At 58.9% G+C, this 22,272-nt stretch carries 16 protein-coding genes; 6 read left to right on the top strand and 10 right to left on the bottom strand.

All coding sequences use genetic code 11. The annotated features are described in order from the left end of the window. Window positions 1-89: 89 nt before the first annotated feature. Window positions 90-281 (bottom strand): hypothetical protein, encoded by a 192-nt coding sequence (locus tag N018_RS23085; RefSeq protein ID WP_024645420.1) that lies wholly within the window; start codon window positions 279-281, stop codon window positions 90-92. 145 nt (window positions 282-426) lie between these two features. On the opposite strand from N018_RS23085, the gene putP reads away from it, so the two are divergent. Continuing rightward, window positions 427-1,914 carry a sodium/proline symporter PutP gene (gene putP, locus N018_RS23080; protein ID WP_024645419.1) on the top strand — a complete coding sequence of 496 codons (1,488 nt, stop codon included), beginning with the start codon at window positions 427-429 and terminating at the stop codon, window positions 1,912-1,914. Between the two features lie 82 nt (window positions 1,915-1,996). On the opposite strand, the gene N018_RS23075 is transcribed toward putP, so the two are convergent. Then, window positions 1,997-2,668: a polysaccharide lyase family 7 protein gene (locus N018_RS23075; RefSeq protein ID WP_024645418.1), complete on the bottom strand. Its 672-nt coding sequence runs from the start codon at window positions 2,666-2,668 to the stop codon at window positions 1,997-1,999. 320 nt (window positions 2,669-2,988) lie between these two features. Between N018_RS23075 and N018_RS23070 the strand changes: the two genes are divergently transcribed. Both N018_RS23070 and N018_RS23065 read left to right on the top strand, forming a co-directional pair. Then, window positions 2,989-5,127 carry an EAL domain-containing protein gene (locus N018_RS23070; protein WP_025390844.1) on the top strand — a complete coding sequence of 713 codons (2,139 nt, stop codon included), beginning with the start codon at window positions 2,989-2,991 and terminating at the stop codon, window positions 5,125-5,127. A gap of 31 nt (window positions 5,128-5,158) precedes the next feature. After that, entirely contained in the window at window positions 5,159-5,683 is a 525-nt protein-coding gene (locus tag N018_RS23065) for a M48 metallopeptidase family protein (protein ID WP_024645416.1), read from the top strand. A 117-nt stretch (window positions 5,684-5,800) separates the two neighbouring features. Here N018_RS23065 and N018_RS28225 read toward each other — a convergent pair whose 3' ends face one another. The 3 genes from N018_RS28225 to N018_RS23050 all read right to left on the bottom strand — a co-directional run bounded on the left by N018_RS28225 (window position 5,801) and on the right by N018_RS23050 (window position 6,953). Further along, complete coding sequence (locus tag N018_RS28225) at window positions 5,801-6,034, bottom strand: DUF2845 domain-containing protein (protein ID WP_267872196.1); 234 nt, start codon at window positions 6,032-6,034, stop codon at window positions 5,801-5,803. A 123-nt stretch (window positions 6,035-6,157) separates the two neighbouring features. Next, on the bottom strand, window positions 6,158-6,454 hold the full coding sequence (locus tag N018_RS23055) for a winged helix-turn-helix domain-containing protein (RefSeq protein ID WP_024645414.1): 297 nt from the start codon (window positions 6,452-6,454) through the stop codon (window positions 6,158-6,160). Between the two features lie 40 nt (window positions 6,455-6,494). Continuing rightward, entirely contained in the window at window positions 6,495-6,953 is a 459-nt protein-coding gene (locus N018_RS23050) for a GNAT family N-acetyltransferase (RefSeq protein ID WP_024675930.1), read from the bottom strand. A gap of 225 nt (window positions 6,954-7,178) precedes the next feature. Here N018_RS23050 and N018_RS23045 point away from each other — a divergent pair, with 225 nt between their 5' ends. Continuing rightward, entirely contained in the window at window positions 7,179-7,934 is a 756-nt protein-coding gene (locus N018_RS23045; protein ID WP_024645412.1) for a substrate-binding periplasmic protein, read from the top strand. On the opposite strand, the gene yccS is transcribed toward N018_RS23045, so the two are convergent. The 5 genes from yccS to aceE form a co-directional block, all read right to left on the bottom strand. Further along, a complete protein-coding gene (gene yccS / locus N018_RS23040; RefSeq protein ID WP_032632815.1) occupies window positions 7,897-10,095 on the bottom strand; it encodes a YccS family putative transporter in 2,199 nt (732 codons plus the stop codon). The two genes, N018_RS23045 and yccS, sit on opposite strands and share 38 nt — an antisense overlap. Before the next feature lie 134 nt (window positions 10,096-10,229). Next, window positions 10,230-11,408, bottom strand: a complete 1,179-nt coding sequence (locus tag N018_RS23035; protein ID WP_024645410.1) for an NAD(P)/FAD-dependent oxidoreductase — start codon at window positions 11,406-11,408, stop codon at window positions 10,230-10,232. A 175-nt stretch (window positions 11,409-11,583) separates the two neighbouring features. Continuing rightward, a complete protein-coding gene (gene dbpA, locus N018_RS23030) occupies window positions 11,584-12,963 on the bottom strand; it encodes an ATP-dependent RNA helicase DbpA (protein WP_007252001.1) in 1,380 nt (459 codons plus the stop codon). 373 nt (window positions 12,964-13,336) lie between these two features. Then, the gene (aceF, locus tag N018_RS23025) at window positions 13,337-14,977 is read right to left on the bottom strand and encodes a dihydrolipoyllysine-residue acetyltransferase (protein ID WP_024644736.1); all 1,641 of its coding nucleotides are present in this window, start codon (window positions 14,975-14,977) and stop codon (window positions 13,337-13,339) included. Between the two features lie 142 nt (window positions 14,978-15,119). After that, window positions 15,120-17,765 carry a pyruvate dehydrogenase (acetyl-transferring), homodimeric type gene (aceE, locus tag N018_RS23020; protein ID WP_024644737.1) on the bottom strand — a complete coding sequence of 882 codons (2,646 nt, stop codon included), beginning with the start codon at window positions 17,763-17,765 and terminating at the stop codon, window positions 15,120-15,122. A 384-nt stretch (window positions 17,766-18,149) separates the two neighbouring features. Between aceE and glnE the strand changes: the two genes are divergently transcribed. After that, window positions 18,150-21,107 (top strand): bifunctional [glutamate--ammonia ligase]-adenylyl-L-tyrosine phosphorylase/[glutamate--ammonia-ligase] adenylyltransferase, encoded by a 2,958-nt coding sequence (gene glnE, locus N018_RS23015; RefSeq protein ID WP_024644738.1) that lies wholly within the window; start codon window positions 18,150-18,152, stop codon window positions 21,105-21,107. A gap of 130 nt (window positions 21,108-21,237) precedes the next feature. Beyond that, window positions 21,238-22,272: a lipopolysaccharide heptosyltransferase II gene (waaF, locus tag N018_RS23010; RefSeq protein WP_025390843.1), complete on the top strand. Its 1,035-nt coding sequence runs from the start codon at window positions 21,238-21,240 to the stop codon at window positions 22,270-22,272.

Here is a 22,272-nt window from a genome sequence, read left to right as displayed (position 1 = left end):
TGTCCTCGTTATAGCCACTCGAAGGTGGCATCGGCTTTGACGCAGATTAGCTTTGCAAAGGGGCCGGGTGCAACCGAGTGCAACCCTGTTTAAGGAATATTTTGTAACGCTTGCAGCGAACGACCGCAAAAAAGGCCGCTGCGCTCGAAGCTGGTGCGCTGATTTTTGCGAATTTCGGCAGGGCGCCCTAAAATGGGGCGTAAAAGTGTTTGCGCTTGATTTTTTGTAACAGGTGCAACTTGCATGACGAAATGGGTTGCACCTTGTTCTGTTTGTTCCATAGGATCCGTCCCCTCGGTGCAACCGTGACTGCCATTCCTCACGGAATCAGTCAGCGCGGTGCCGGGTGCATGGTTGAGGCAGCGCTGCATGCGCTGTCCCTCGCGCATCAGGTGCCAACATAAAAACAATGCCAAGGCAGAACTTATGAGTGTCAGCAACCCTACCTTGATCACGTTCGTGATCTATATCGCAGCAATGGTACTGATCGGTCTGATGGCCTATCGCTCCACCAATAACCTGTCGGATTACATTCTCGGTGGTCGCAGCCTGGGCAGTGTGGTGACTGCACTCTCGGCCGGTGCCTCGGACATGAGCGGCTGGCTGCTGATGGGCTTGCCGGGAGCGATTTACATGTCTGGTCTGTCGGAAAGCTGGATTGCCGTCGGTTTGATCATCGGTGCCTACCTGAACTGGCTGCTGGTGGCTGGTCGCCTGCGCGTGCAGACCGAGCACAACGGCGACGCCTTGACCCTGCCGGACTACTTCAGCAGCCGCTTCGAAGATAGCAGTGGCATGCTGCGCATCATTTCGGCCATCGTGATTCTGGTGTTTTTCACAATCTATTGCGCCTCCGGCATTGTCGCAGGGGCACGTCTGTTCGAAAGCACCTTTGGCATGTCCTATGAAACCGCTCTGTGGGCCGGTGCCGCTGCGACCATCGCCTACACCTTTGTCGGCGGCTTCCTGGCGGTCAGCTGGACAGATACCGTGCAGGCCACGCTGATGATCTTCGCCCTGATCCTGACGCCGATCATCGTCCTGTTGGCGACCGGTGGCGTCGATGCCACGTTCCTGGCGATCGAAGCGAAAGATCCGACCAGCTTTGACATGTTCAAGAACACCACCTTCATCGGTATCATTTCCCTGCTCGGCTGGGGGCTGGGCTATTTCGGTCAGCCGCATATTCTGGCGCGCTTCATGGCGGCGGATTCGGTCAAATCGATAGCCAACGCCCGACGCATTTCCATGGCCTGGATGATTCTGTGCCTGGGCGGCACGGTAGCAGTAGGGTTCTTCGGGATTGCCTACTTCTCGGCGCATCCGGATGTTGCCGGGCCCGTGACCGAAAACCCGGAGCGCGTCTTCATCGAACTGGCCAAGCTGCTGTTCAACCCATGGATTGCAGGTGTGCTGCTCTCGGCGATTCTGGCTGCGGTCATGAGCACGTTGAGCTGCCAGTTGCTGGTGTGTTCCAGTGCGCTGACTGAAGACTTCTATAAAGCTTACCTGCGCAAAAGTGCTTCGCAGGTCGAGTTGGTCTGGGTCGGTCGTGCCATGGTGTTATTGATCGCAATCATCGCCATTCTGCTGGCCGCCAACCCCGAAAACCGTGTGTTGGGTCTGGTGAGTTATGCCTGGGCCGGTTTCGGCGCAGCGTTCGGCCCTGTGGTGCTGATCTCGGTACTGTGGAAGGGCATGACGCGCAACGGTGCATTGGCCGGGGTGATCGTGGGTGCAGCTACCGTGGTGCTCTGGAAGCAGTTCAGCACCATGGGCCTGTATGAAATCATTCCTGGTTTCATTCTGGCCAGTATCGCCATCGTGGTGTTCAGTCTGGTGGGCAAGCCTGCATCGGCGTCGATGCAGGCTCGCTTCCTCGCAGCCGAGCAGGACTTCAAGGCTAATCGCTGACAGAACTGCGCTGATATGAAAGCGGCCCGCCTTCCAGTGAAGAGCGGGCCGTTTTCGTTTGTGCTGGAGCGCTGTGTGTCACTCAGTTTTTGTTGTGGTCAATGTCGAGGTTGTAAAACGTTGCCTTGCCGCCTTCCGAGGTATAGCCCTTATTGTCCTGGGTATACACACCTGCCTTGAAGTACAGCGGCTTGTCGCTCCAGGTCTTGCTGATCCGCTTGCTCCAGTCGGTGTCATTGACACTGACCCTCAAGTTGCCGCCCTTGGTCAGGTTGATGACGTACTTGAATGTCTCGTTCAGCTTCACGCCTTTGACAATCGTGTAGACCTTGCTGTCGTCGTCATCGTAGCGGTTGCGAACTTTCGCAACGATATCGCCAGCCTTGGTGTCTTCATCATATTGGTATTCGACTTTCAGGAGCGGTTCGGTGCTCTCGTAGGCATGAATCTGGCCGATTACGACCTTGCCTGTCGACGGCACCTGATCGACTTCCAGTTTGGCGTTCAGGTAATTGTCTGCATCGGTGTACAGCCAGTTGTGCAGTGATCCGTCCGGCCACGTTTCTCGTAGTTCTGTGCGCGAGTATTTGGCGTTTTCGGTCTTGGTACCGGTAACTGGAGACCAGAACACAATAGAGTCGGATTTGGACTTGAAGTACTTCCCGTCATAACCCTTGACCAGTTGGGAGGTTTCGATGGTCTTGGGGGGGGAGTCGACCGGGATGCTGAGATTCCACGATCCAAGATCAATCATTTGTGGCCCTTATAGACATGTCTTTCTACCGACAAAAAGTGCCGCCGGCAGGTTGAGAGAGGTGTGGATCCATTTATACGGCTTGTAGGACAGTTTGTTAACGAAAAATTGTCGAACGAATGACGTCAAAGTGCTGTCACTTTTTCTACAGGGCAGAGTTTTAAAGGTCTGTAGGGGATGACCGTTAGTCGGTTAGATAGAACTTTTGCGTTGGGGAAGGGGAGCCTTGCTTCTGCTTTTGGCGAGACGGGGCTAGAGTTGGAACCAAAGTATGACGGTCATCCTGAGACTCAGGCGTCATGCCCACACAGAGAAGCAGCATGGAACGCGTGCCACCCCAGCCAGATGATGGCTCTTCAGTTTTACTTGTTGTAGATGATTACCCGGAAAATCTGGTAACGATGTGCGCTGTTCTGCAAAGAACAGACTGGCGCATCGTAACGGCGAGTTCAGGTATCGAAGCGCTGACAGTGCTACTCGAGCAGGAAGTGGATCTGGTTTTGCTGGATGTACAGATGCCGGGCATGGACGGCTTCGAAGTCGCACGTCTGATGCGCGGTAGTCAGCGTACCCGGCTGACACCGATTATCTTTCTGACCGCCAACGAGCAGACCCAGGATGCTGTACAGAAAGGCTATGCGAACGGTGCAACGGATTACTTGTTCAAACCTTTCGACCCCAATGTCCTCAAGCCCAAGGTACAGACGCTGCTGGAACAGCAGCGCAATCGTCGTGCGCTGCAACAGCTTTCGCACGAGTTGGAGTCGGCGCGCACGTTCAATGCATCGGTGCTGGCCAACGTCGCCGAAGGCATTCTGGTGGTTGATGAGTCGGGGCTGATCAGTTTTGCCAACCCTGCGATCTGCCAGCTGTTGCACGCATCGGTCGATCACCTGTGCGGAACTCAGGTGCTGGATTACATTATCGAACCGCACGTCGGGGAATGGACGGAGTCGGGCTTCTACAAGCACTACCGCAGAGCCGATACCTATCGCGTGCACGATGCTGTGCTGCGTACCGTGCAGGGCTCGCAACTACCGGTTGCGCTATCGTGTGCGGCGCTGCCGGCCGAACAGAAGGCCATGGTGCTGACCGTGCTCGATATGTCGGTGGTCCGAGATCTTTATCAGCAACTGGAAAAGCAGGCCGTCACCGATGCCCTGACCGGGTTGCTCAACCGCCGGGGGTTGTACCAGGCGGTCGAAGGCATGCTGTTGCGCAATGAGCAGGCGGACAAGTACCTGGTTGTGCTGTTCATGGACCTGGATGGCTTTAAGCAAATCAACGATTCACTGGGCCACGATGCGGGTGATCAGGTGTTGCTGTGGGTCGCTCAACAGTTCAAGGAATGCATGCGGCCCTATGATGTTCTGGCGCGTGTCGGGGGCGACGAATTTACCGTAGTCATCGATGGTCTCGACTACCCGGAACAAGCGGCAAAAATCGCCGAAAAACTTATCGAACGGGTTTCCAGCAAGCGCCAGATCGACGGTGTCGATATCGTCCTGGGTGCCAGCGTGGGGATTGCCACTTACCCTGACTGCGGCTCGAATCTGGACGGTTTGCTGCGTGCGGCAGATATCGCCATGTACGAGGCCAAGCGGGCCGGTCGCAAGCAATACCGGTTTTACGACCAGAACATGAATGGACGCGCGCGCTCGCGACTGATGCTGGAAGAGAGCGTGCGCACGGCTATCGACGGCAAGGATTTTTCGGTGGTCTATCAGCCGCAGATTCATGTTGCCGATGGTCGCTTGCGCGGTTTCGAGGCGCTGCTGCGCTGGCAGCATCCTGCGGTAGGCGAGGTGCCTCCCGCGCTGTTCATCCCTTTGCTGGAAGAGACGCGGCTGATCAACAGGCTGGGTAGCTGGATCTTCGATCAGGGTGCCGAACAGCGTCAGGCGTGGAGCCGCGTATTTGCCTCGGATGTGGTGGTCAGCGTCTGCGTCAGCCCCACGCAGTTCTGCATGCCCAACCTGGCGTCGGAACTCAAGCGGGCCATGGACCGCTTTGAACTGGAGCCTGGTCAGCTGGAGGTGGAAATCACCGAAAGTTCGCTGGTCAACAACCTCTCGCACAGCCATAAACAGCTGGCGTTGCTGCATGATTTTGGCATACGCATCGCGCTGGATGACTTCGGTACGGGTGATTGCTCGCTGTCGCATCTGCGTAATCTGCAGCTGGATACGCTCAAGCTCGACCGGCGTTTTGTGGCCAATATCGTCGGTTCAAGGCGCGAGTCTGCACTGGCCAGCAGCATCATCGACCTGTGTCGTAATCTGGACATGCTGGTGATTGCCGAGGGCGTCGAGACCCATGAGCAATATCAGTGGCTGGCTGATAACGGCTGCCAGGTCATGCAAGGCTTTCTGATAGACCATCCGATGATCGCCGAAGACGCGCTGAGTTTTCCGGGGTACTTCGATGTGTCGGCCTTGAAACGCCAGGGATTGCTGTAGAATGGCGCTTTTCTGAACAGTGTCAGGCCCCATGACCGCATCCAGTCGCGCCCCGCTCAAATACCTGCAAGCCTATCCGCAGGCGTTGCAGGATCAGGTGCAGCAATTGATCGATCAGGGGCGACTGGCGGACTACCTGGAACAGCGCTATCCCGCGCGGCATCAGATTCAGAGCGACAAGGCGCTGTATGCCTACGCTCTGGCCCTGAAGCAGGACCATCTGCGTAACGCACCGGCGATCAGAAAAGTCCTGTTCGATAACCGGCTGGACCTCACCCACCGTGCGCTCGGGCTGCACACCAAGATATCCAGAGTGCAGGGCGGCAAGCTCAAGGCCAGTAACGAGATTCGTGTAGCGGCCTTGTTCAAGGAAGCGCCACCGGAGTTTCTGAAAATGATCGTTGTCCATGAGCTGGCGCATTTTCGGGAGTCTGATCACAACAAGGCGTTTTACCAGCTGTGTGAGCACATGCTGCCCGGCTACCACCAGCTGGAATTCGACCTGCGCGTTTATCTGACATACAGCGAGCTGCAAGCTTTAAACGGCAAGCGTTAAGCCAGAAGCTTTGCTTCATGCCTTTAGCTTGAAGTTTGAAGTTTGAAGTTTGAAAGTGCCTTTCCCAGGCTCTGTGCGTAAACCCAGGAATACGGCTTTCTGTATATACACCGGCGGTCACTCACGCCTCATGTCAATTTCGATTAACTTTTCGTCTATGAACCGAAGGTATTGATAGGATCCGCCATCAGGGCCATAAACAAATACAGTTATGGTCGCCGCGTTAAGTCTGGGAACTCCGTTGGTACGCCTGGCAGGGCCCTCGCTGCTCTTTCTTGATGGGGGGCCGCATTTAGCTAGAACCGTTGACATTGAGTCGCCCTCACTGATGAGCGCCGTGCCACACCTCATGGTCGCATTAGCGGTACTGATAAACGCAGTTGCAATAATACATGCGCTCAAAAGGAGTATGTGCAGCGATTTTCTCATTGGTCTGTGCCAGCCGTGCTTGCGACAATACTTTTGATACTGAGCCTAAGGATACCCAAGCACCGCTTTGATGCCAGTCAGGTTGCGGGCGATCCAGGTCTTGTCGATGGCGCCCCAGTTGCGAATGCAGTAACTGCCAGCGTGATTGCGCGCGCCTTCCTGTTGTTCGAATTCGCACTCGATGTCCAGATCAGAGAGCGCGCTGATGGTGTCCTGCGCAGTGCGGCGCGGCATGCCGGTCACTGCGGTCAGTTCGGGTACGCTGCAGGCAAGTTTTGAATCAATCAGATACGCCACGTACAGCCGGCGATAGAAACTGCTTTTGGTCTTGCTGACGTCCATCGACGAATCCTCTTCCAGTGCTTGCAGCTCAAAGCTGCCCCTAATCCAGATCGCGGCGCATGCCGATGTGGGGGATGTCGTCTTCGAGGTAGATTTCGCCAATCGGGTCGAAGCCGTAACGGCTGTAATAGCCCTGCAAGTGGGCCTGAGCCGAGAGGTAGATTGGCTGATCAGGCCATCGGCGTTCTGCGTTCTCCAGGGCCTGTACCATCAGTTCGTGGCCGATGCCTCTGCTGCGAATCGAAGGGGCAGTCACGACGCGGCCGATGGTCACGTCGCCGCCTTGCTGGATCGGGTCAAGCAAACGAAGGTAAGCCACCAGCTTGTCTCCCTGCCAGGCCATCAGGTGGCAGGTATCGCCTGTCAGGTCCTGTCCGTCGACGTCCAGGTACACGCATTGCTGCTCGACCACAAACACCTCGGCACGCAGTTGCAGCACGGCGTAGAGCTGCTGAATGCTCAGTTCGGTGTGATGTTTGCAGATCCATTCGATAGACATGTTGCAGACTCGCAGGGAAACCAGAAGCGAAGTCTAAACGTATCCTGCGCCATTCCCAATAAACAGCGTGAAGATCTGCATGCAGCGTTACAGAAAGCGTGCCACTCTCAGGTTGTCTATTGAGTGCTTCAGGTCTTCAATAAAAGTGTGTAGGCGCTCTAATGAGTGACGGTTTTGCTGCCGATAGGTTTGAATCGGGCATACCGCCCTTTCAGGAACCTGAGCATGTCGCAGTGGCTTCGAGCGGTTGGGTTGCTGTTCTTTTTGCTGATGGCATCCGCCAGCGCAGCGGAGAAACTGCGGCTTGTCGCTGACCCCTGGCCGCCCTTTACCGATGCGCTGCTGCTCAATGGCGGGCTGGCCACTGACATCGTCAACACGGCCCTGCGCCGCGCCGGATACACCACTGTTTACGAACAGGTGCCGTGGGCACGGGCGCTGCTGGGGCTGAGCGAAGGGCGTCACGATGTGCTGATCAATGCATGGTTCAGCGAAGAGCGTATGAAAATCGGCGAGTTTTCTGCGGAATACCTGCTCAATCGGATTCGCTTCATCAAGCGCAAGGATTCGGCGATCAGCAGCCTGTCCCATGAGCAATTGCATCACTACATGATTGCGGTGGTGCGTGGTTACGCGTATGCCCCTGCATTCGATAGCGACACATTGCTCAAGAAGGTCCCGGTGCAGAATTTCTCCACTGCCGTGCGCATGCTGGCTGCGGCTCGCGTCGACCTCGCGCTGGAAGACGAATACGTCGCGCGTTACAACCTGGCGCTGGAGTCTGACGAGGTTCGCAATCGGGTCGAATTCATGCCGGGGTCATTGAGCGAGAACAGCCTGCATATTCTGGTCAGCCTGAAAAATCCGCTACACGCGAAGATCGTCGCCGATTTCGATCATGAAATCACCGCCATGAAAGCCGACGGCACTTACGAAGAGTTGCTCAGACTGCACGGTCTGCAACAGTCTCCGGAGCTTTGATGAGGTGCGCGGCCAAGGTCCGCAGTGGTGCCAGTTGACGACAGATCAACGCCAGTTGCGCCTGCACCAGGCGCTGACTTTCATCCATCTCTTCCGGCAATTGTTCCAGCTCTGCGGCCAGGGCTTCTTCAGCATCACTGTGCACGGCAACCGGTTGCTTCTCGGCCAGGCTCTGGGCGATCTCATCAATGCTGGCGGCCAGTGTCGCACCGGCGCCATCTATCAGGTGCTCGTGGACGTCACTCGGCAACTGCGTGTCGCGGTGGGCGCCAAGGCCTGACAGATAACTCAACAGCGTGTGCGACAGCACCAGGAAGCGAAAGCCGACGTCGGCTTCCTTGCGGAAATGGCCGGGCTCCATGAGCATGTTGGCCAGCGTGGTGGACAGCGCGGCATCGGCGTTGTGGGCGTTGCGCCGTGCCAGTCGATAGGCCAGGTCATCGCTCTTGCCTTTGGCGTACTGCTGCATGATCTGGCGCAGATAGATGCTGTTGCAGGTCAGCGTGTTGGCCAGCACTTTGTTGAGACGCCGTCCCTGCCAGTCCGGCAGGAACAGGAACACCGCAAGGCCGGCGATCAGGCTGCCCAGCAGTGTGTCGAACAGGCGCGGCAGAAACAGGCCGTAACCGTCGCCGACCTGATTGAAACAGAACAGTACCATCACGGTGATAGCGGCGGTCGACAGGGTGTAGCGCGTGGTGCGGTTGACGAAGAACACCACCCCGGCGAGCACCGCACACATCGATTGCAGAATCGGGCTGGTGACCAGATCGAACAGCACCCAGCCGACTGTCAGGCCAATCGCGGTGCCGATGATCCGCTGTCCGAGCTTGCGCCGGGTCGCGCCATAGCTGGGCTGGCAGACAAACACCGTGGTCAGGATGATCCAGTAGCCTTGCGACGGGTGAATCAGGTGCACCATCGCGTAACCGATGGTCAGCGCCAGCGGCAGACGCAATGCATGGCGAAACAGCAACGAGGTCGGAGTCATTTGCAGACGCAGGCGCGTCCAGACATCCTTGAGGTTGCGCGGCGAGCGGTCCAGCAGGCTGCTGTCGGTGGCATCGGCGACGGCGTCCGGATTGCTGGCATCGCTGATCAGCCGGTCCAGCGTGCCGAGGTTGGTCGCCAGTGCGCGCAGTGAACGCAGCAAGCCGCGCCATGCCGGGTTGCTCTGGATGCGCAGGTGCTCAAGCGACGCCTGCAGGTCTTCCATGGCTTCTGCGAAGCTGGGGTCATACACGAACGGCTGACGCAGCTGGATGGACTCTGAGAGCGCCTGACAGGCAACGCCTTGCTGACGCAGCAAGCGCTGGCAACGGAACAGCACGTCACTGTGGAAAAACGCGTCGGCCAGCGAGTTGTAAGGGTAGTGCGACGAACTGGCGCGCTCGTGAATGTCCTGAGCGATGAAATACAGCTTCAGGTAGCGGCTGACCTTCGAGCCGGGGCGACCGCTGCCGACGCGGTGCAGGATGATTTCCTTGGTCGAGTTCAGCGCCGCGACCACGCGACCGTTCTGCTGCGCCAGCTCCAGGCGGCGAGCTTCCACGTTGAGGTTGCGGATGGGCTCGAACAGCGTCGATTTTAGTTTCAGGTACTGCCCCAGTTCGCGAAACAGCCGCGCCAGCGCCTGCTGCACCGGCTGGTTGGAAAACAGCATCTGCCACACTACCGACAGCAGGCCGTACCACGCAGCCCCGGCGACCAGCAGCATCGGCTCGTGCCAGAAGTCCGTCACCTGACCGCCGCGCTGATCGACCCCGATCATGGTGTACACCGACAGAATCAGCGTGCCATAGGCAATCGCGCCATAGCGTTCGCCCAGCGCGCCGAGCATGGTCAGGCCAAAGCTGGCCAGCGCCAGTGAGCAGACAAACAGCCAGGGGTAGGGGAATAACAGTTCGACGGCGAGGGCGGCGATGCTGAAACACACCAGCGTCACGGCCAAGGCGTTGAGCCTGCCCTGCCAGCTGTCATCGGTTTCAGCCAGGGCGCAGGCGATAATTCCCAGAAACAGTGGGATCAGCAGGGCCATCTCGTTTTGATACCAGCACAGCAGCATGCTGCCGGTCAGTGCAATGAAGACACGAACGCTATAGCTGAATTTATCCAGCGCCCACAATCGACGGAATGTATGACGGAGAGATTTCGATGCCATGGATAAGCTGACGGCCCTGTTCGCAATTGATCGATCGTGCAGGAGGATATGTACAGCCCAAATGGCTGGCTGTACATCCGCCTTGCAAAATTTATACGGTTCGCAGTGTCGCGATCTTGGTTCAAACGGTTATGTCAGACGTACTGCGCTGCGGCGTAGGCCGATGCCCAGGCCCACTGGAAATTGAAACCGCCCAAGTGGCCGCTCACGTCCAGCACTTCGCCAACGAAATAGAGGCCGGGTGATTTCAGCGACTCCATGGTCTTGGAAGACACTTCGCGAGTATCAATACCGCCCAGTGTCACTTCAGCCGTGCGATAGCCCTCGGTGCCTGCCGGGACCACCTGCCAGCTCGCCAGTTTTGCAGCGATCTCGGCCAGCTCGGCGTGGGTGTACTGCTTCATGGGTTTGGAAACGAACCAGTGTTCGGCGATCAGGTTGGCCATCTTCTTGGTGAAGATTTCGCCCAGCAAGGTTTTCAGCTCGCTGTTGGGGCGCTCTGCCTGTTGCTGCGAGAGCCAGGCGGGCACATCGTGATCAGGCAGCAGGTTGATTTCTACTGTGTCGCCGGGCTGCCAGAAGGAGGAAATCTGCAAAATGGCCGGGCCGCTGAGGCCGCGGTGGGTGAACAGGATGTTTTCCCGGAAGCTGGTGTCGTTGCAGCTCACCAGGCAGTCCACCGAGGTGCCGGACAGCTCGGTGCACAAGTCCTTGAGCTGGTCGGTAATGGTGAAGGGCACCAGCCCGGCGCGGGTGGGCAACAGTGTGTGGCCGAATTGCTTGCCGACCTGATAGCCGAAGCCGGTCGCGCCCAGCGTCGGGATCGACAGCCCGCCGGTGGCTATCACCAGTGACTGGCAGTTCAGTGTGCCCAGCGTGGTCTGCAGGCTGTAGCCGGAGTCGGTCTTTTCGATCTGCTGCACAGCAGTGTCCATGTGCAGGCTGACACCGGCTTGGCGGCATTCTTCCAGAAGCATTTCCAGAATGTCGCTGGACTTGTTGTCGCAGAACAGCTGGCCGAGCTTTTTCTCGTGATACGGCACGCCATGTTTGGCGACCATCGCGATGAAATCCCATTGGGTGTAGCGGGCCAGTGCCGATTTGCAGAAATGCGGGTTTTGCGACAGGAAGTTGGCCGGCTCGGTGTACATGTTGGTGAAGTTGCAGCGCCCGCCACCGGACATGAGGATCTTTTTGCCGGGCTTGTTGGCATGATCAATCAACAGCACCTTGCGCCCGCGAGCGGCAGCGGTGAACGCACACATCAGACCTGCGGCGCCAGCGCCAATGATTACAACGTCAGTAACGGGCACAGCGTGTTTCCTCGATCGGTAGGTCACGATCGTTCCCATGCTCTGCGTGGGAATGCCTCTCGTGACGCTCTGGTCACATACCTGCGCCGCACCACATATTCAAAATCGGACGCAGAGCGTCCAGAACTGCGTCCCCACGCGGAGCATGGGGGCGATAATCCAGATAGCGACTATCTCAGAGAATCCGCACGCGCAGCGACTTGCCTTTGATCTTGCCGTTGTTCAGACGCTCCAGCGCCTGTTTGGCCATGCTGCGTTCGACGGCGACATAGGCCTGGAAGTCGAAGATTGCGATCTTGCCGACCTGGGTGCCAGGAATCCCGGCTTCGCCGGTCAATGCGCCAAGAATGTCGCCAGGGCGCAGTTTGTCCTTGCGGCCTGAACCGATACACAGGGTGGTCATGGCCGGCAGCAGCTTGCCGCCTTCCTTGATGCTCAGGTTGTCGTATTGCTGCCAGTTCAGCGGGGCTTTCTGCAACTCTTCGATGGCGCGGGCGCGCTGGCTTTCCGACGGTGCCACGAGGCTGACCGCGATACCTTTCTCGCCTGCACGACCGGTACGGCCGACGCGGTGAATGTGAATTTCCGAGTCACGCGCCAGCTCGACGTTGATCACCATGTCCAGTGCATCGATATCCAGACCCCGTGCGGCCACGTCGGTAGCGACCAGTACCGAGGTGCTGCGGTTGGCAAACATGGCCAGCACCTGATCACGGTCACGCTGCTCCAGATCGCCATGCAGGCCGACCGCAGACATGCCTTTGGCGGTCAGGTGATCGACCACTTCCTGAACCTGCTGTTTTGTGAAGCAGAACGCCACGCAGGACGTCGGTCGGAAATGGCCAAGTACCTTGACCACCGCTTCCAGACGCTGCTCCGGGGATATCTCGTAGAAAATCTGCTCGATCTGGCTGTCGGCATGCAGCGCTTCGACTTTTACAGTCTGCGGGTCGCGCATGAACTTGGAAGACAGCTGCTTGATGCCGACCGGGTAAGTGGCCGAGAACAGCAGGGTCTGACGGCGCTGCGGGGTCTGCTCGATGATGTCGGCGATGGAGTCGTAGAAACCCATGTCCAGCATGCGGTCGGCTTCATCGAGAATCAGCGTGTTCAAGCCGTCCAGCACCAGCGAACCCTTGCGCAAGTGCTGCTGAATGCGACCAGGCGTGCCGACGATGATGTGCGCGCCGTGTTCCAGCGAACCGATCTGCGGGCCGAAAGACACGCCGCCGCAGAGCGTCAGCACCTTGATGTTGTCTTCCGAGCGCGCCAGGCGGCGGATTTCCTTGGCCACCTGATCGGCCAGCTCGCGGGTCGGGCACATGACCAGTGCCTGGCAGCCGAAGAAGCGCGGGTTGATCGGGTTGAGCAGGCCGATACCGAACGCAGCGGTCTTGCCGCTGCCAGTCTTGGCCTGGGCAATCAGGTCCATGCCCTTGAGGATCACCGGCAGGCTCTGCGCCTGAATCGGCGTCATCTCGGCATAACCAAGCGACTCCAGGTTAGCCAGCATGGCAGCGGACAGAGGCAGAGAATTGAAAGCGGTGTTAGTCACGACGGTGGACCTGCAAAACAAAAATGTCGCGTAGTGTATCACCCGCCAGCCAGACCTCACACTGACGATAAGAGCGAGATCGGACGCAGAGCGTCCAGAGCGGCATGCCACGCGGAACATGGGCACAATAGTGTTCGCGTGGACGCCTGCCGTTCCAACGCTCCAGCATGGGTACGCTAGTGTTCTTGTGAACGGCTATCGTTCCTTACGCTCCAGCGTGGGAATGCCGTTCGTGACGCTCTGCGTCACCCTTTTGCGCCGCGCTACGATATCCAGGGCAAAAAAATCCCCGCTGGAGGGCGGGGTTGAGGTTCGAGCGTGGCAGCTCGCAAAGGTATACAGCAAGGCCCGTCCGGGGACGGGCTCGCAGGGCTTACAGCAGAATTGTGCGGATGTCCGCCAGCAATTCGCTCAAGCGCTTGGTGAAGCGGGCAGCAGCTGCGCCGTTGATCACGCGGTGATCGTAGGACAGCGACAGTGGCAGCATCAGTTTCGGCTGGAAGGCTTTGCCGTCCCAGACTGGCTGGATGGTTGCCTTGGAAACACCCAGGATCGCGACTTCCGGCGCGTTGACGATCGGCGTGAAGCCGGTGCCGCCAATGTGACCCAGGCTGGAAATGGTGAAGCACGCGCCCTGCATGTCGTTCGCCGTCAGCTTCTTGTTGCGCGCCTTTTCAGCCAGTGCAGCGGCTTCGGCGGCCAGTTGCAACAGGCTCTTCTGATCGACATCGCGGATGACCGGGACCAACAGACCGTCCGGAGTGTCCACGGCAAAGCCGATGTGCACGTACTTCTTGCGGATCACAGCCTTGCCGCTTGGCGCCAGCGAAGCGTTGAAGTCCGGCAGTTCCTTGAGCAGGTGCGCGCAGGACTTGAGCAGTAGCGGCAGCACGGTCAGCTTGACGCCGGCCTTCTCGGCAGCACCTTTCTGCGCGACGCGGAAAGCTTCCAGGTCGGTAATGTCGGCCTGGTCGAATTGCGTGACGTGCGGGATGTTCAGCCAGCTGCGGTGCAGGCCCGACGCGCCCAATTGCATCAGGCGAGTCATCGGCACTTCTTCGATTTCGCCGAAACGGCTGAAATCGACTTCCGGGATCGGCGGGATGCCCGAGCCGCCGCTTGCGCCGCCAGCTGGAGCTTCCTTGGCCTTCTGCATCATGGCCTTGACGTAAACCTGAACGTCTTCTTTCAGCACACGACCGTGCGGGCCGGTGGCACTGACTGCGCTCAGCTCGACGCCGAACTCGCGGGCCAGCTGACGAACCGCCGGGCCAGCGTGAACCTTGGCGCCGTCTTTGGCCGGTGCGGCCGGAGCAGGTGCAGCTTCGGTCTTCGGTGCTGGAGCCGCAGCCGGAGCAGCCGCTTCAGCCTTGGCCGGAGCAGCAGCCGGTGCGCTGGCGGCCGGAGCCGGGGCAGCAGCAGGCGCAGCGCCTTCGACTTTCAGCTTCAGAATCAGGTCGCCGGTGCCGACTTCCTGATCCAGTTTGACTTCAATGCTTTCCACAACGCCTGCGGCTGGAGACGGGATCTCCATGCTGGCCTTGTCGGATTCCAGTGTGATCAGCGACTGATCAGCCTGAATCGAATCACCGACCTTGACCATCAGCTCGATGATCTTGGCCTTGCCCGACGAACCGATGTCCGGCACGTGGATATCCTGAACCGAAGCGCTGGCAGCAGGAGCGGGAGCAGCCGGTGCAGCTTCAGCCGGTTTCTCGGCCGCCGCCGGTGCAGGCGCAGCAGCAGGTTCGGCAGCAGGCGCCGGCGCAGCAGCGGCTTCGCCTTCCACTTCCAGCTCGAACAGCTCGTCGCCTTCTTTCAGGCGGTCGCCAAGCTTGACCTTCATGCTCTTGATGACGCCAGCCTTGGGAGCAGGGATTTCCATGCTCGCCTTGTCCGACTCAAGGGTCAGGACGCTCTGGTCGGCTTCGATACGATCGCCAACCTTGACCATCAATTCAATGACTTCACCTTCACCGTTACCGATGTCGGGTACGCGAATTAACTCACTCACTATGTCTCTCCTTGGGAGAACCTGTTCACTCACGAATACGCTGGTTCAGTTACAACGAAACAGCCTTGGATGCTCATTTACGCTGAGTAAATTCCGCATCCTTGGCTGTTTACGCTCTGATCAGCGCTCTTGAAGCAGACTCTTAGCAGTCCAGTGGATTGCGTTTTTCAGGATCGATGCCGAACTTGACGATGGCTTCCGCCACGACTTTAGGTTCGATATCGCCACGATCAGCCAAGGCTTCCAGGGCTGCGAGCACCACGAAGTGGCGATCGACTTCAAAGAAGTGACGCAGCTTCTTGCGGCTGTCGCTACGGCCGAAACCGTCGGTGCCCAGGACTTTGTATTCCTTGGTCGGAACCCACTGACGAATCTGGTCAGCGAACAGTTTCATGTAGTCGGTAGAGGCAATGACCGGGCCTTTACGACCATTGAGGCACTGCTCAACATAGCTCAGTTCCGGCTTCTGGCCAGGGTGCAGGCGGTTGTTGCGCTCTACCGCCAGACCGTCGCGGCGCAGTTCGTTGAAGCTGGTAACGCTCCACACGTCAGCGCCGATGTTGAACTCGTCACGGAGAATCTTCGCCGCTTCGCGAACTTCACGCAGGATGGTGCCCGAGCCCAGCAACTGGACGTGGTGCGCCGCTTCCCTGGTGTCTTCTTCGAGCAGGTACATGCCCTTGACGATGCCTTCTTCCACACCGGCCGGCATGGCTGGCTGGGCGTAGGACTCGTTCATCACGGTCAGGTAGTAGAAAACGTCCTGCTGCTCTTCGAACATCCGGCGCATGCCGTCCTGGATGATCACTGCCAGTTCGTAACCGTAAGTCGGGTCGAAGGTGCGGCAGTTCGGGATGGTCGACGCCAGGATGTGGCTGTGACCGTCTTCGTGCTGCAGACCTTCGCCGTTCAGCGTGGTACGGCCGGCGGTGCCGCCGATCAGGAAGCCACGGGTGCGGCTGTCGCCAGCAGCCCATGCCAGGTCGCCGATACGCTGGAAACCGAACATCGAGTAGAAGATGTAGAACGGAATCATCGGCTGGTTGTGGCTGGAATACGAAGTACCGGCAGCGATGAAGGAGGACATGGCGCCCGCTTCGTTGATGCCTTCTTCGAGAATCTGGCCTTTCTTGTCTTCGCGATAGAACATCACTTGTTCTTTATCGACTGGCTCGTAGAGCTGGCCGACCGACGAGTAGATGCCCAGCTGGCGGAACATGCCTTCCATACCGAAGGTACGGGCTTCGTCCGGAATGATCGGCACGATGCGCTGACCGATTTCCTTGTCCTTGACCAGTTGCGTCAGGATGCGCACGAAGGCCATGGTGGTGGATATTTCGCGGTCGCCCGAGCCATCAAGGATGGCCTTGAGGGTCTCGATTGGCGGGGTCGGCAGGCTGAAGCTCTGTGCGCGACGCTGCGGTACAAAGCCGCCCAGCGCAGCACGACGCTCGCTCAGGTAACGGGCTTCGGCGCTGCCTTCTTCCGGCTTGTAGAACGGCAGTGATTCCAGCTCGGCGTCCTTGATCGGGATGTCGAAACGGTCGCGGAAGTGACGCAGGCTGTCGACATCGACCTTCTTGGTGTTGTGCGCAGTGTTTTTCGCTTCGCCAGCGCCGGTGCCATAACCCTTGATGGTCTTGGCCAGCACCACGGTCGGTTGACCCTTGTGGTTGACGGCTTCGTGGTACGCCGCGTAGACCTTGTACGGGTCGTGGCCGCCACGGTTGAGCTTCCAGATCTCGTCGTCGGACAGATCGGCAACCATCGCTTTGAGTTCAGGCGAATTGAAGAAGTGCTCGCGAACGAACGCGCCGTCCTTGGCCTTGTAGTTCTGGTATTCGCCGTCGATGACTTCGTCCATACGACGTTGCAGGATACCGTCGACGTCCTTGGCCAGCAGCGGGTCCCAGAAACGGCCCCAGATGACTTTGGTGACGTTCCATTGCGCGCCACGGAACACGCCTTCCAGTTCCTGGATGATCTTGGCGTTGCCGCGAACCGGGCCGTCGAGGCGCTGCAGGTTGCAGTTGACGACGAAGATCAGGTTGTCGAGCTTCTCGCGACCGGCCAGGGCGATGGCGCCCAGGGATTCCGGCTCGTCGGTCTCGCCGTCGCCCAGGAAGCACCAGACTTTCTGCTTGCCTTCCGGGATATAACCGCGGTGCTCCAGGTACTTCATGAAGCGCGCCTGGTAGATCGCCTGGATCGGGCCAAGGCCCATCGATACAGTCGGGAACTGCCAGAAGTCTTTCATCAGCCACGGGTGTGGGTAAGACGACAGGCCGTTGCCGTCGACTTCCTGACGGAAGTTGTTCATTTGCTCTTCGGTGATGCGGCCTTCCATGAATGCACGGGCGTAAACGCCTGGCGATGCGTGGCCCTGGAAGTAGATCAGGTCGCCGCCGTGTTCGTCGGTCGGGGCCTGGAAGAAATAGTTGAAACCGATGTCATACAGCGTGGCACTGGAGGCGAAGCTGGAGATGTGGCCGCCCAGATCCGGGTCGCCGATGTTGGTTTTGACAACCATGGCCAAGGCGTTCCAGCGCACCAGCGAGCGAATGCGGCGTTCCATGAACAGGTCGCCAGGCATGCGTGCTTCGTGGGTGACAGGAATCGTGTTGCGGTATGGCGTGGTGATGGCGTACGGCAGCTGCGAACCACTACGGGTGGCCAGCTCGCCCATACGGGTCATCAGGTAGTGAGCACGGTCTTCGCCTTCTTTGTCGAGAACCGATTCCAGGGCGTCCAGCCATTCCTGGGTTTCGACGGGATCGAGGTCTTGCATGGCTTGCTCCAGGGCGGAAAGGCTTCCAGAATCGGTTGCCTGAGTTTGCGACTGGCCTTGTGGGCAGACGACATAAATTCTTGGATTACCGGAAGGTGGGATCCGGCGGCGTGTAGTTTTACTACAAATCGACGCCGATTTCAGCCCTCCAGGTAACGTACCCAGTAGTAAAACTACAGAGAAGCGACTCAATCGCTTCTATTGTGTTGTAACTTAAAACGTTACTGTTGATCGCTATTGAATATCTTGCAGGTAAAAAGCGGATTTTTATGCTTCTAATTTGATTTTTCCAGCAATTTATAACCTTTGTTCGACAAGCGGTGCTGTCAGACGCGTCTCGCATTCACGACGAGCGGCCGTTTGCACGCCGATCAAGGATAGACCATGAGCCTACCTTCACTGGCCGAATTTCCGGCCATTCTGCTGCCATTGATGACCCGTGCCCGGCAATCCTTCCGCACTGCGCTGGCGGCTGTGTCGGACGAAGCACCTGCGTTGTTCGAGGCTTGGCCCGAAGCGCGCCGCAACGCTTTCGACCGAGTCTGTGCCGCCAGTGATTTTGTAACCGAGCAGGTCTGCCGTGACCCGCAGATGCTGCTGCAACTGGCCGATGCGGGCGAGCTGGAGCGTAGCTTCTCTGCCGGTGAACTGCGCGGGCAAATTGCCGAAGCGCTGCAGAGTGCCGCCAGCGAAGACGAGTTGGGGCGTAATCTACGTCGACAACGCGCACGCCAGCAAGTCCGGATTATCTGGCGCGACCTGACGCGTCAGGCCGACCTGATCGAGACCTGCCGTGACCTCTCGGAAATGGCCGATGCTTCGATTGATCTCGCCTACCAGTGGCTGTATCCACGGCATTGCCAGCAGTTTGGCACGCCGACCGGTCGCCATTCAGGGCAGCCGCAGCACATGGTCATCCTTGGCATGGGCAAGCTCGGGGCGGTCGAGCTTAACCTTTCGTCGGACATTGACCTGATCTTCGCCTATCCCGAGGGTGGCGAGACGCAAGGCACCAAGCGCGCACTGGATAACCAGGAGTTCTTCATTCGTCTGGGCCAGCGGCTGATCAAGGCGCTGGACCCGGTCACCGTTGACGGTTTTGTGTTTCGCGTCGATATGCGCCTGCGGCCCTACGGTTCATCCGGGGCGCTGGTGCTCAGTTTCAATGCGCTGGAGCAGTATTACCAGGATCAGGGGCGCGACTGGGAACGCTACGCGATGATCAAGGCGCGGGTGGTCGGCGGCGATCAGGCAGCAGGTGCCGAGTTGTTGGAGATGCTGCGCCCGTTCGTGTATCGCCGTTACCTGGACTTCTCGGCCATCGAGGCGCTGCGCACCATGAAGCAGCTGATTCAGCAGGAAGTGAAGCGCAAGGGCATGGCGGCAAACATCAAGTTGGGTGCCGGTGGCATCCGTGAAGTGGAATTTATTGCTCAGGCCTTCCAGTTGATCCACGGCGGCCGCGACCTGAGTCTGCAACAGCGTCCGCTGTTCAAAGTGCTCAAGACGCTTGAAGGGCAGGGCTATCTACCCTCCGCGGTAACCGAGGAACTGCGCGAGGGCTATGAGTTTCTGCGTTACACCGAGCATGCGATTCAGGCCATTGCCGACCGTCAGACGCAAATGCTGCCGGATAACGAGCAGGATCAGGCGCGTATTGCGCTGATCATGGGCTTCGCCGACTGGGCCACCTTTCATGAGCGGCTGATGTATTGGCGCGGCCGGGTGTCCTGGCACTTCCGTCAGGTCATCGCTGACCCTGACGCCGATCCCGACGATGAGCAAGACGACAACAGTGAAGTGGTGGTCGGCGGCGAGTGGCTGCCGTTGTGGGAAGAGTCGCAGAACGAGCAGGCGGCTGGCCAGCAGTTGCAGCAGGCCGGTTTCGTCAATGCCGACAAGGCACTCAAAGGTCTGGCCAGTCTGCGCAGCAGCCCGAGTCTGCGCTCGATGCAGCGCCTCAGTCGCGAGCGCCTGGACGCCTTTATCCCAAGGCTGCTGGCACAGGCGGTAGAGCATGAAAAGCCCGATCTGGTGCTGGAGCGCGTGCTGCCGCTGGTGGAGGCGGTCGCCCGGCGCTCGGCGTATCTGGTGCTGCTGACCGAAAACCCGGATGCATTGCGGCAACTGCTGACCCTGTGCGCGGCGAGTCCATGGATCGCGGAGCAGATCGCGCGCTTCCCGTTGTTGCTCGATGAACTGCTCAATGAAGGTCGCCTGTTCAATCCGCCCTTGGCGCCGGAACTGGCCGCCGAACTGCGTGAGCGGCTGATCCGTATTCCCGAGGACGATCTTGAGCAGCAAATGGAAGCGCTGCGGCATTTCAAGCTGGCGCACAGTCTGCGTGTAGCGGCTTCGGAAATTTCCGGTAGCCTGCCGTTGATGAAGGTCAGTGATTACCTGACCTGGCTGGCCGAAGCGATTCTGGATCAGGTGCTGGCGCTGGCCTGGCGTTACAGCGTAGCCCGCCATGGCACGCCGCTGCGCCCGGACGGCACATTGTGCGATCCGGGGTTCGTGATTGTCGGTTACGGCAAGGTCGGTGGCATCGAACTGGGGCACGGTTCCGATCTGGACCTGGTGTTCATTCATGACGGTGATCTGCAAGCCGAAACCGACGGTGCCAAACCCATCGACAGTGCGCAGTTCTTCACCCGGCTGGGGCAGCGGGTGATTCACTTGCTGACCACGCAGACCAACTCCGGTCAGTTGTATGACGTTGACATGCGTTTGCGGCCGTCCGGCGCATCCGGGCTACTGGTCAGCTCGCTTGGCGCGTTTGCCCGTTATCAGGCCAGTGAGGCCTGGACCTGGGAGCATCAGGCACTGGTGCGCGCCCGGGTGCTGACCGGCAGCCCGGATGTCGGCCGTGAATTCGAGAAAGTGCGTGCCGCTGTTCTGGGCCGTGAGCGCGATCTGGACACGTTGCGTGCCGAAGTCAGCGAGATGCGCGCCAAGATGCGTGACAACCTCGGCACCCGGCTGACAGCGGCGGGCAGGGCGGCCAATGCCTTCGAAGCCGCAATGCCGTTCGACCTCAAGCAGGATGCCGGAGGTATCGTCGATATCGAATTTATGGTGCAATACGCCGCCTTGGCGTGGTCGAGAGAGCATCCCGCGCTGCTGCAATACACCGACAACATCCGGATTCTCGAAGGGCTGGAAGGCGCCGGGCTGCTGCCCGATGCAGATGCCAGCCTGTTGCGCGAGGCCTACAAGGCCTATCGTTCGGCAGCTCACCGTCAGGCCTTGCAGAAGCAGGCCGGTGTGGTCAGCGGCGATCAGTTTCATGCCCAGCGGCGTGAAGTGATGCGAATCTGGACGCAGATGGGGTTGAGCTGAGCCTGAAAGGTAATGCTCTGTGACAGTGCAACATTCTATAAAGCTATGACAGGGAGGCGACAGATTGTGTGGGAACGTCACGCAGTCTGATCGGCCTCCCTGATCGTTTCTGGTCGTTTTTGGATGGAACATGAAAATTCTGATCGTTGGGCCTAGCTGGGTCGGTGACATGGTGATGGCACAAACGCTGTTCCAATGCCTGAAACAGCGTCATCCCGAGTGCGAAATCGACGTGCTGGCGCCTGAATGGAGTCGTCCGATTCTGGAGCGCATGCCAGAGGTTCGCGCTGCGCTCAGTTTTCCGCTTGGCCATGGCGCCCTCGAACTGGCGACACGCCGTCGGATCGGCAAGTCTCTCGCTGGCCAGTACGATCAGGCAATCCTGCTGCCCAACTCGCTGAAATCGGCGCTGGTGCCGTTTTTCGCCGGTATCCCGAAACGCACCGGCTGGCGCGGCGAATTCCGCTACGGCCTGCTCAACGACGTGCGTACCCTCGACAAACAGCGTTACCCGCTGATGATCGAGCGCTTCATGGCGCTGGCCTTCGACAAGGGCGCTGAGTTGCCGCGTCCTTATCCCAAACCGAGCCTGCGTATTGACCCCGTGACTCGCGACGCCGCATTGAGCAAGTTTGGCCTGACCCTGGACCGTCCCGTGCTGGCGTTGTGCCCGGGTGCCGAGTTCGGTGAGTCCAAGCGCTGGCCGGCCGAGCATTACGCGCAGGTAGCTGAAGCCAGCATTCGTGAAGGCTGGCAGGTCTGGCTGTTCGGTTCGAAGAAAGACCATCCGGTTGGCGAAAGCATTCGTCAGGAATTGATTCCCGGCTTGCGTGAGGAGTCTGTCAACCTCAGTGGCGAAACCTCGCTTGCCGAAGCCATTGATCTGCTGTCCTGTGCCGATGCGGTCGTGTCCAACGATTCCGGCCTTATGCATGTGGCTGCGGCGCTCAACCGGCCACTGGTGGCCGTTTACGGCTCCACCTCGCCGGGCTTTACACCGCCGCTGGCCGATCAAGTCGAAGTGGTCCGGCTGGGCCTTGAATGCAGCCCGTGCTTTGACCGCACCTGCCGTTTCGGTCATTACAACTGCATGCGTCTGCTTGAGCCGGGCGCCGTGATTCAGGCGTTGACCCGCCTGAACATCACACCGGTGGAGGTGGCCTGA

Origin of the sequence: Pseudomonas syringae CC1557 (genome assembly GCF_000452705.1) — a bacterium.
Lineage (GTDB): Bacteria > Pseudomonadota > Gammaproteobacteria > Pseudomonadales > Pseudomonadaceae > Aquipseudomonas > Aquipseudomonas syringae_F.
Note: the sequence above shows the minus strand (reverse complement) of the source record. Positions and strands in the feature narration are given on the sequence as shown.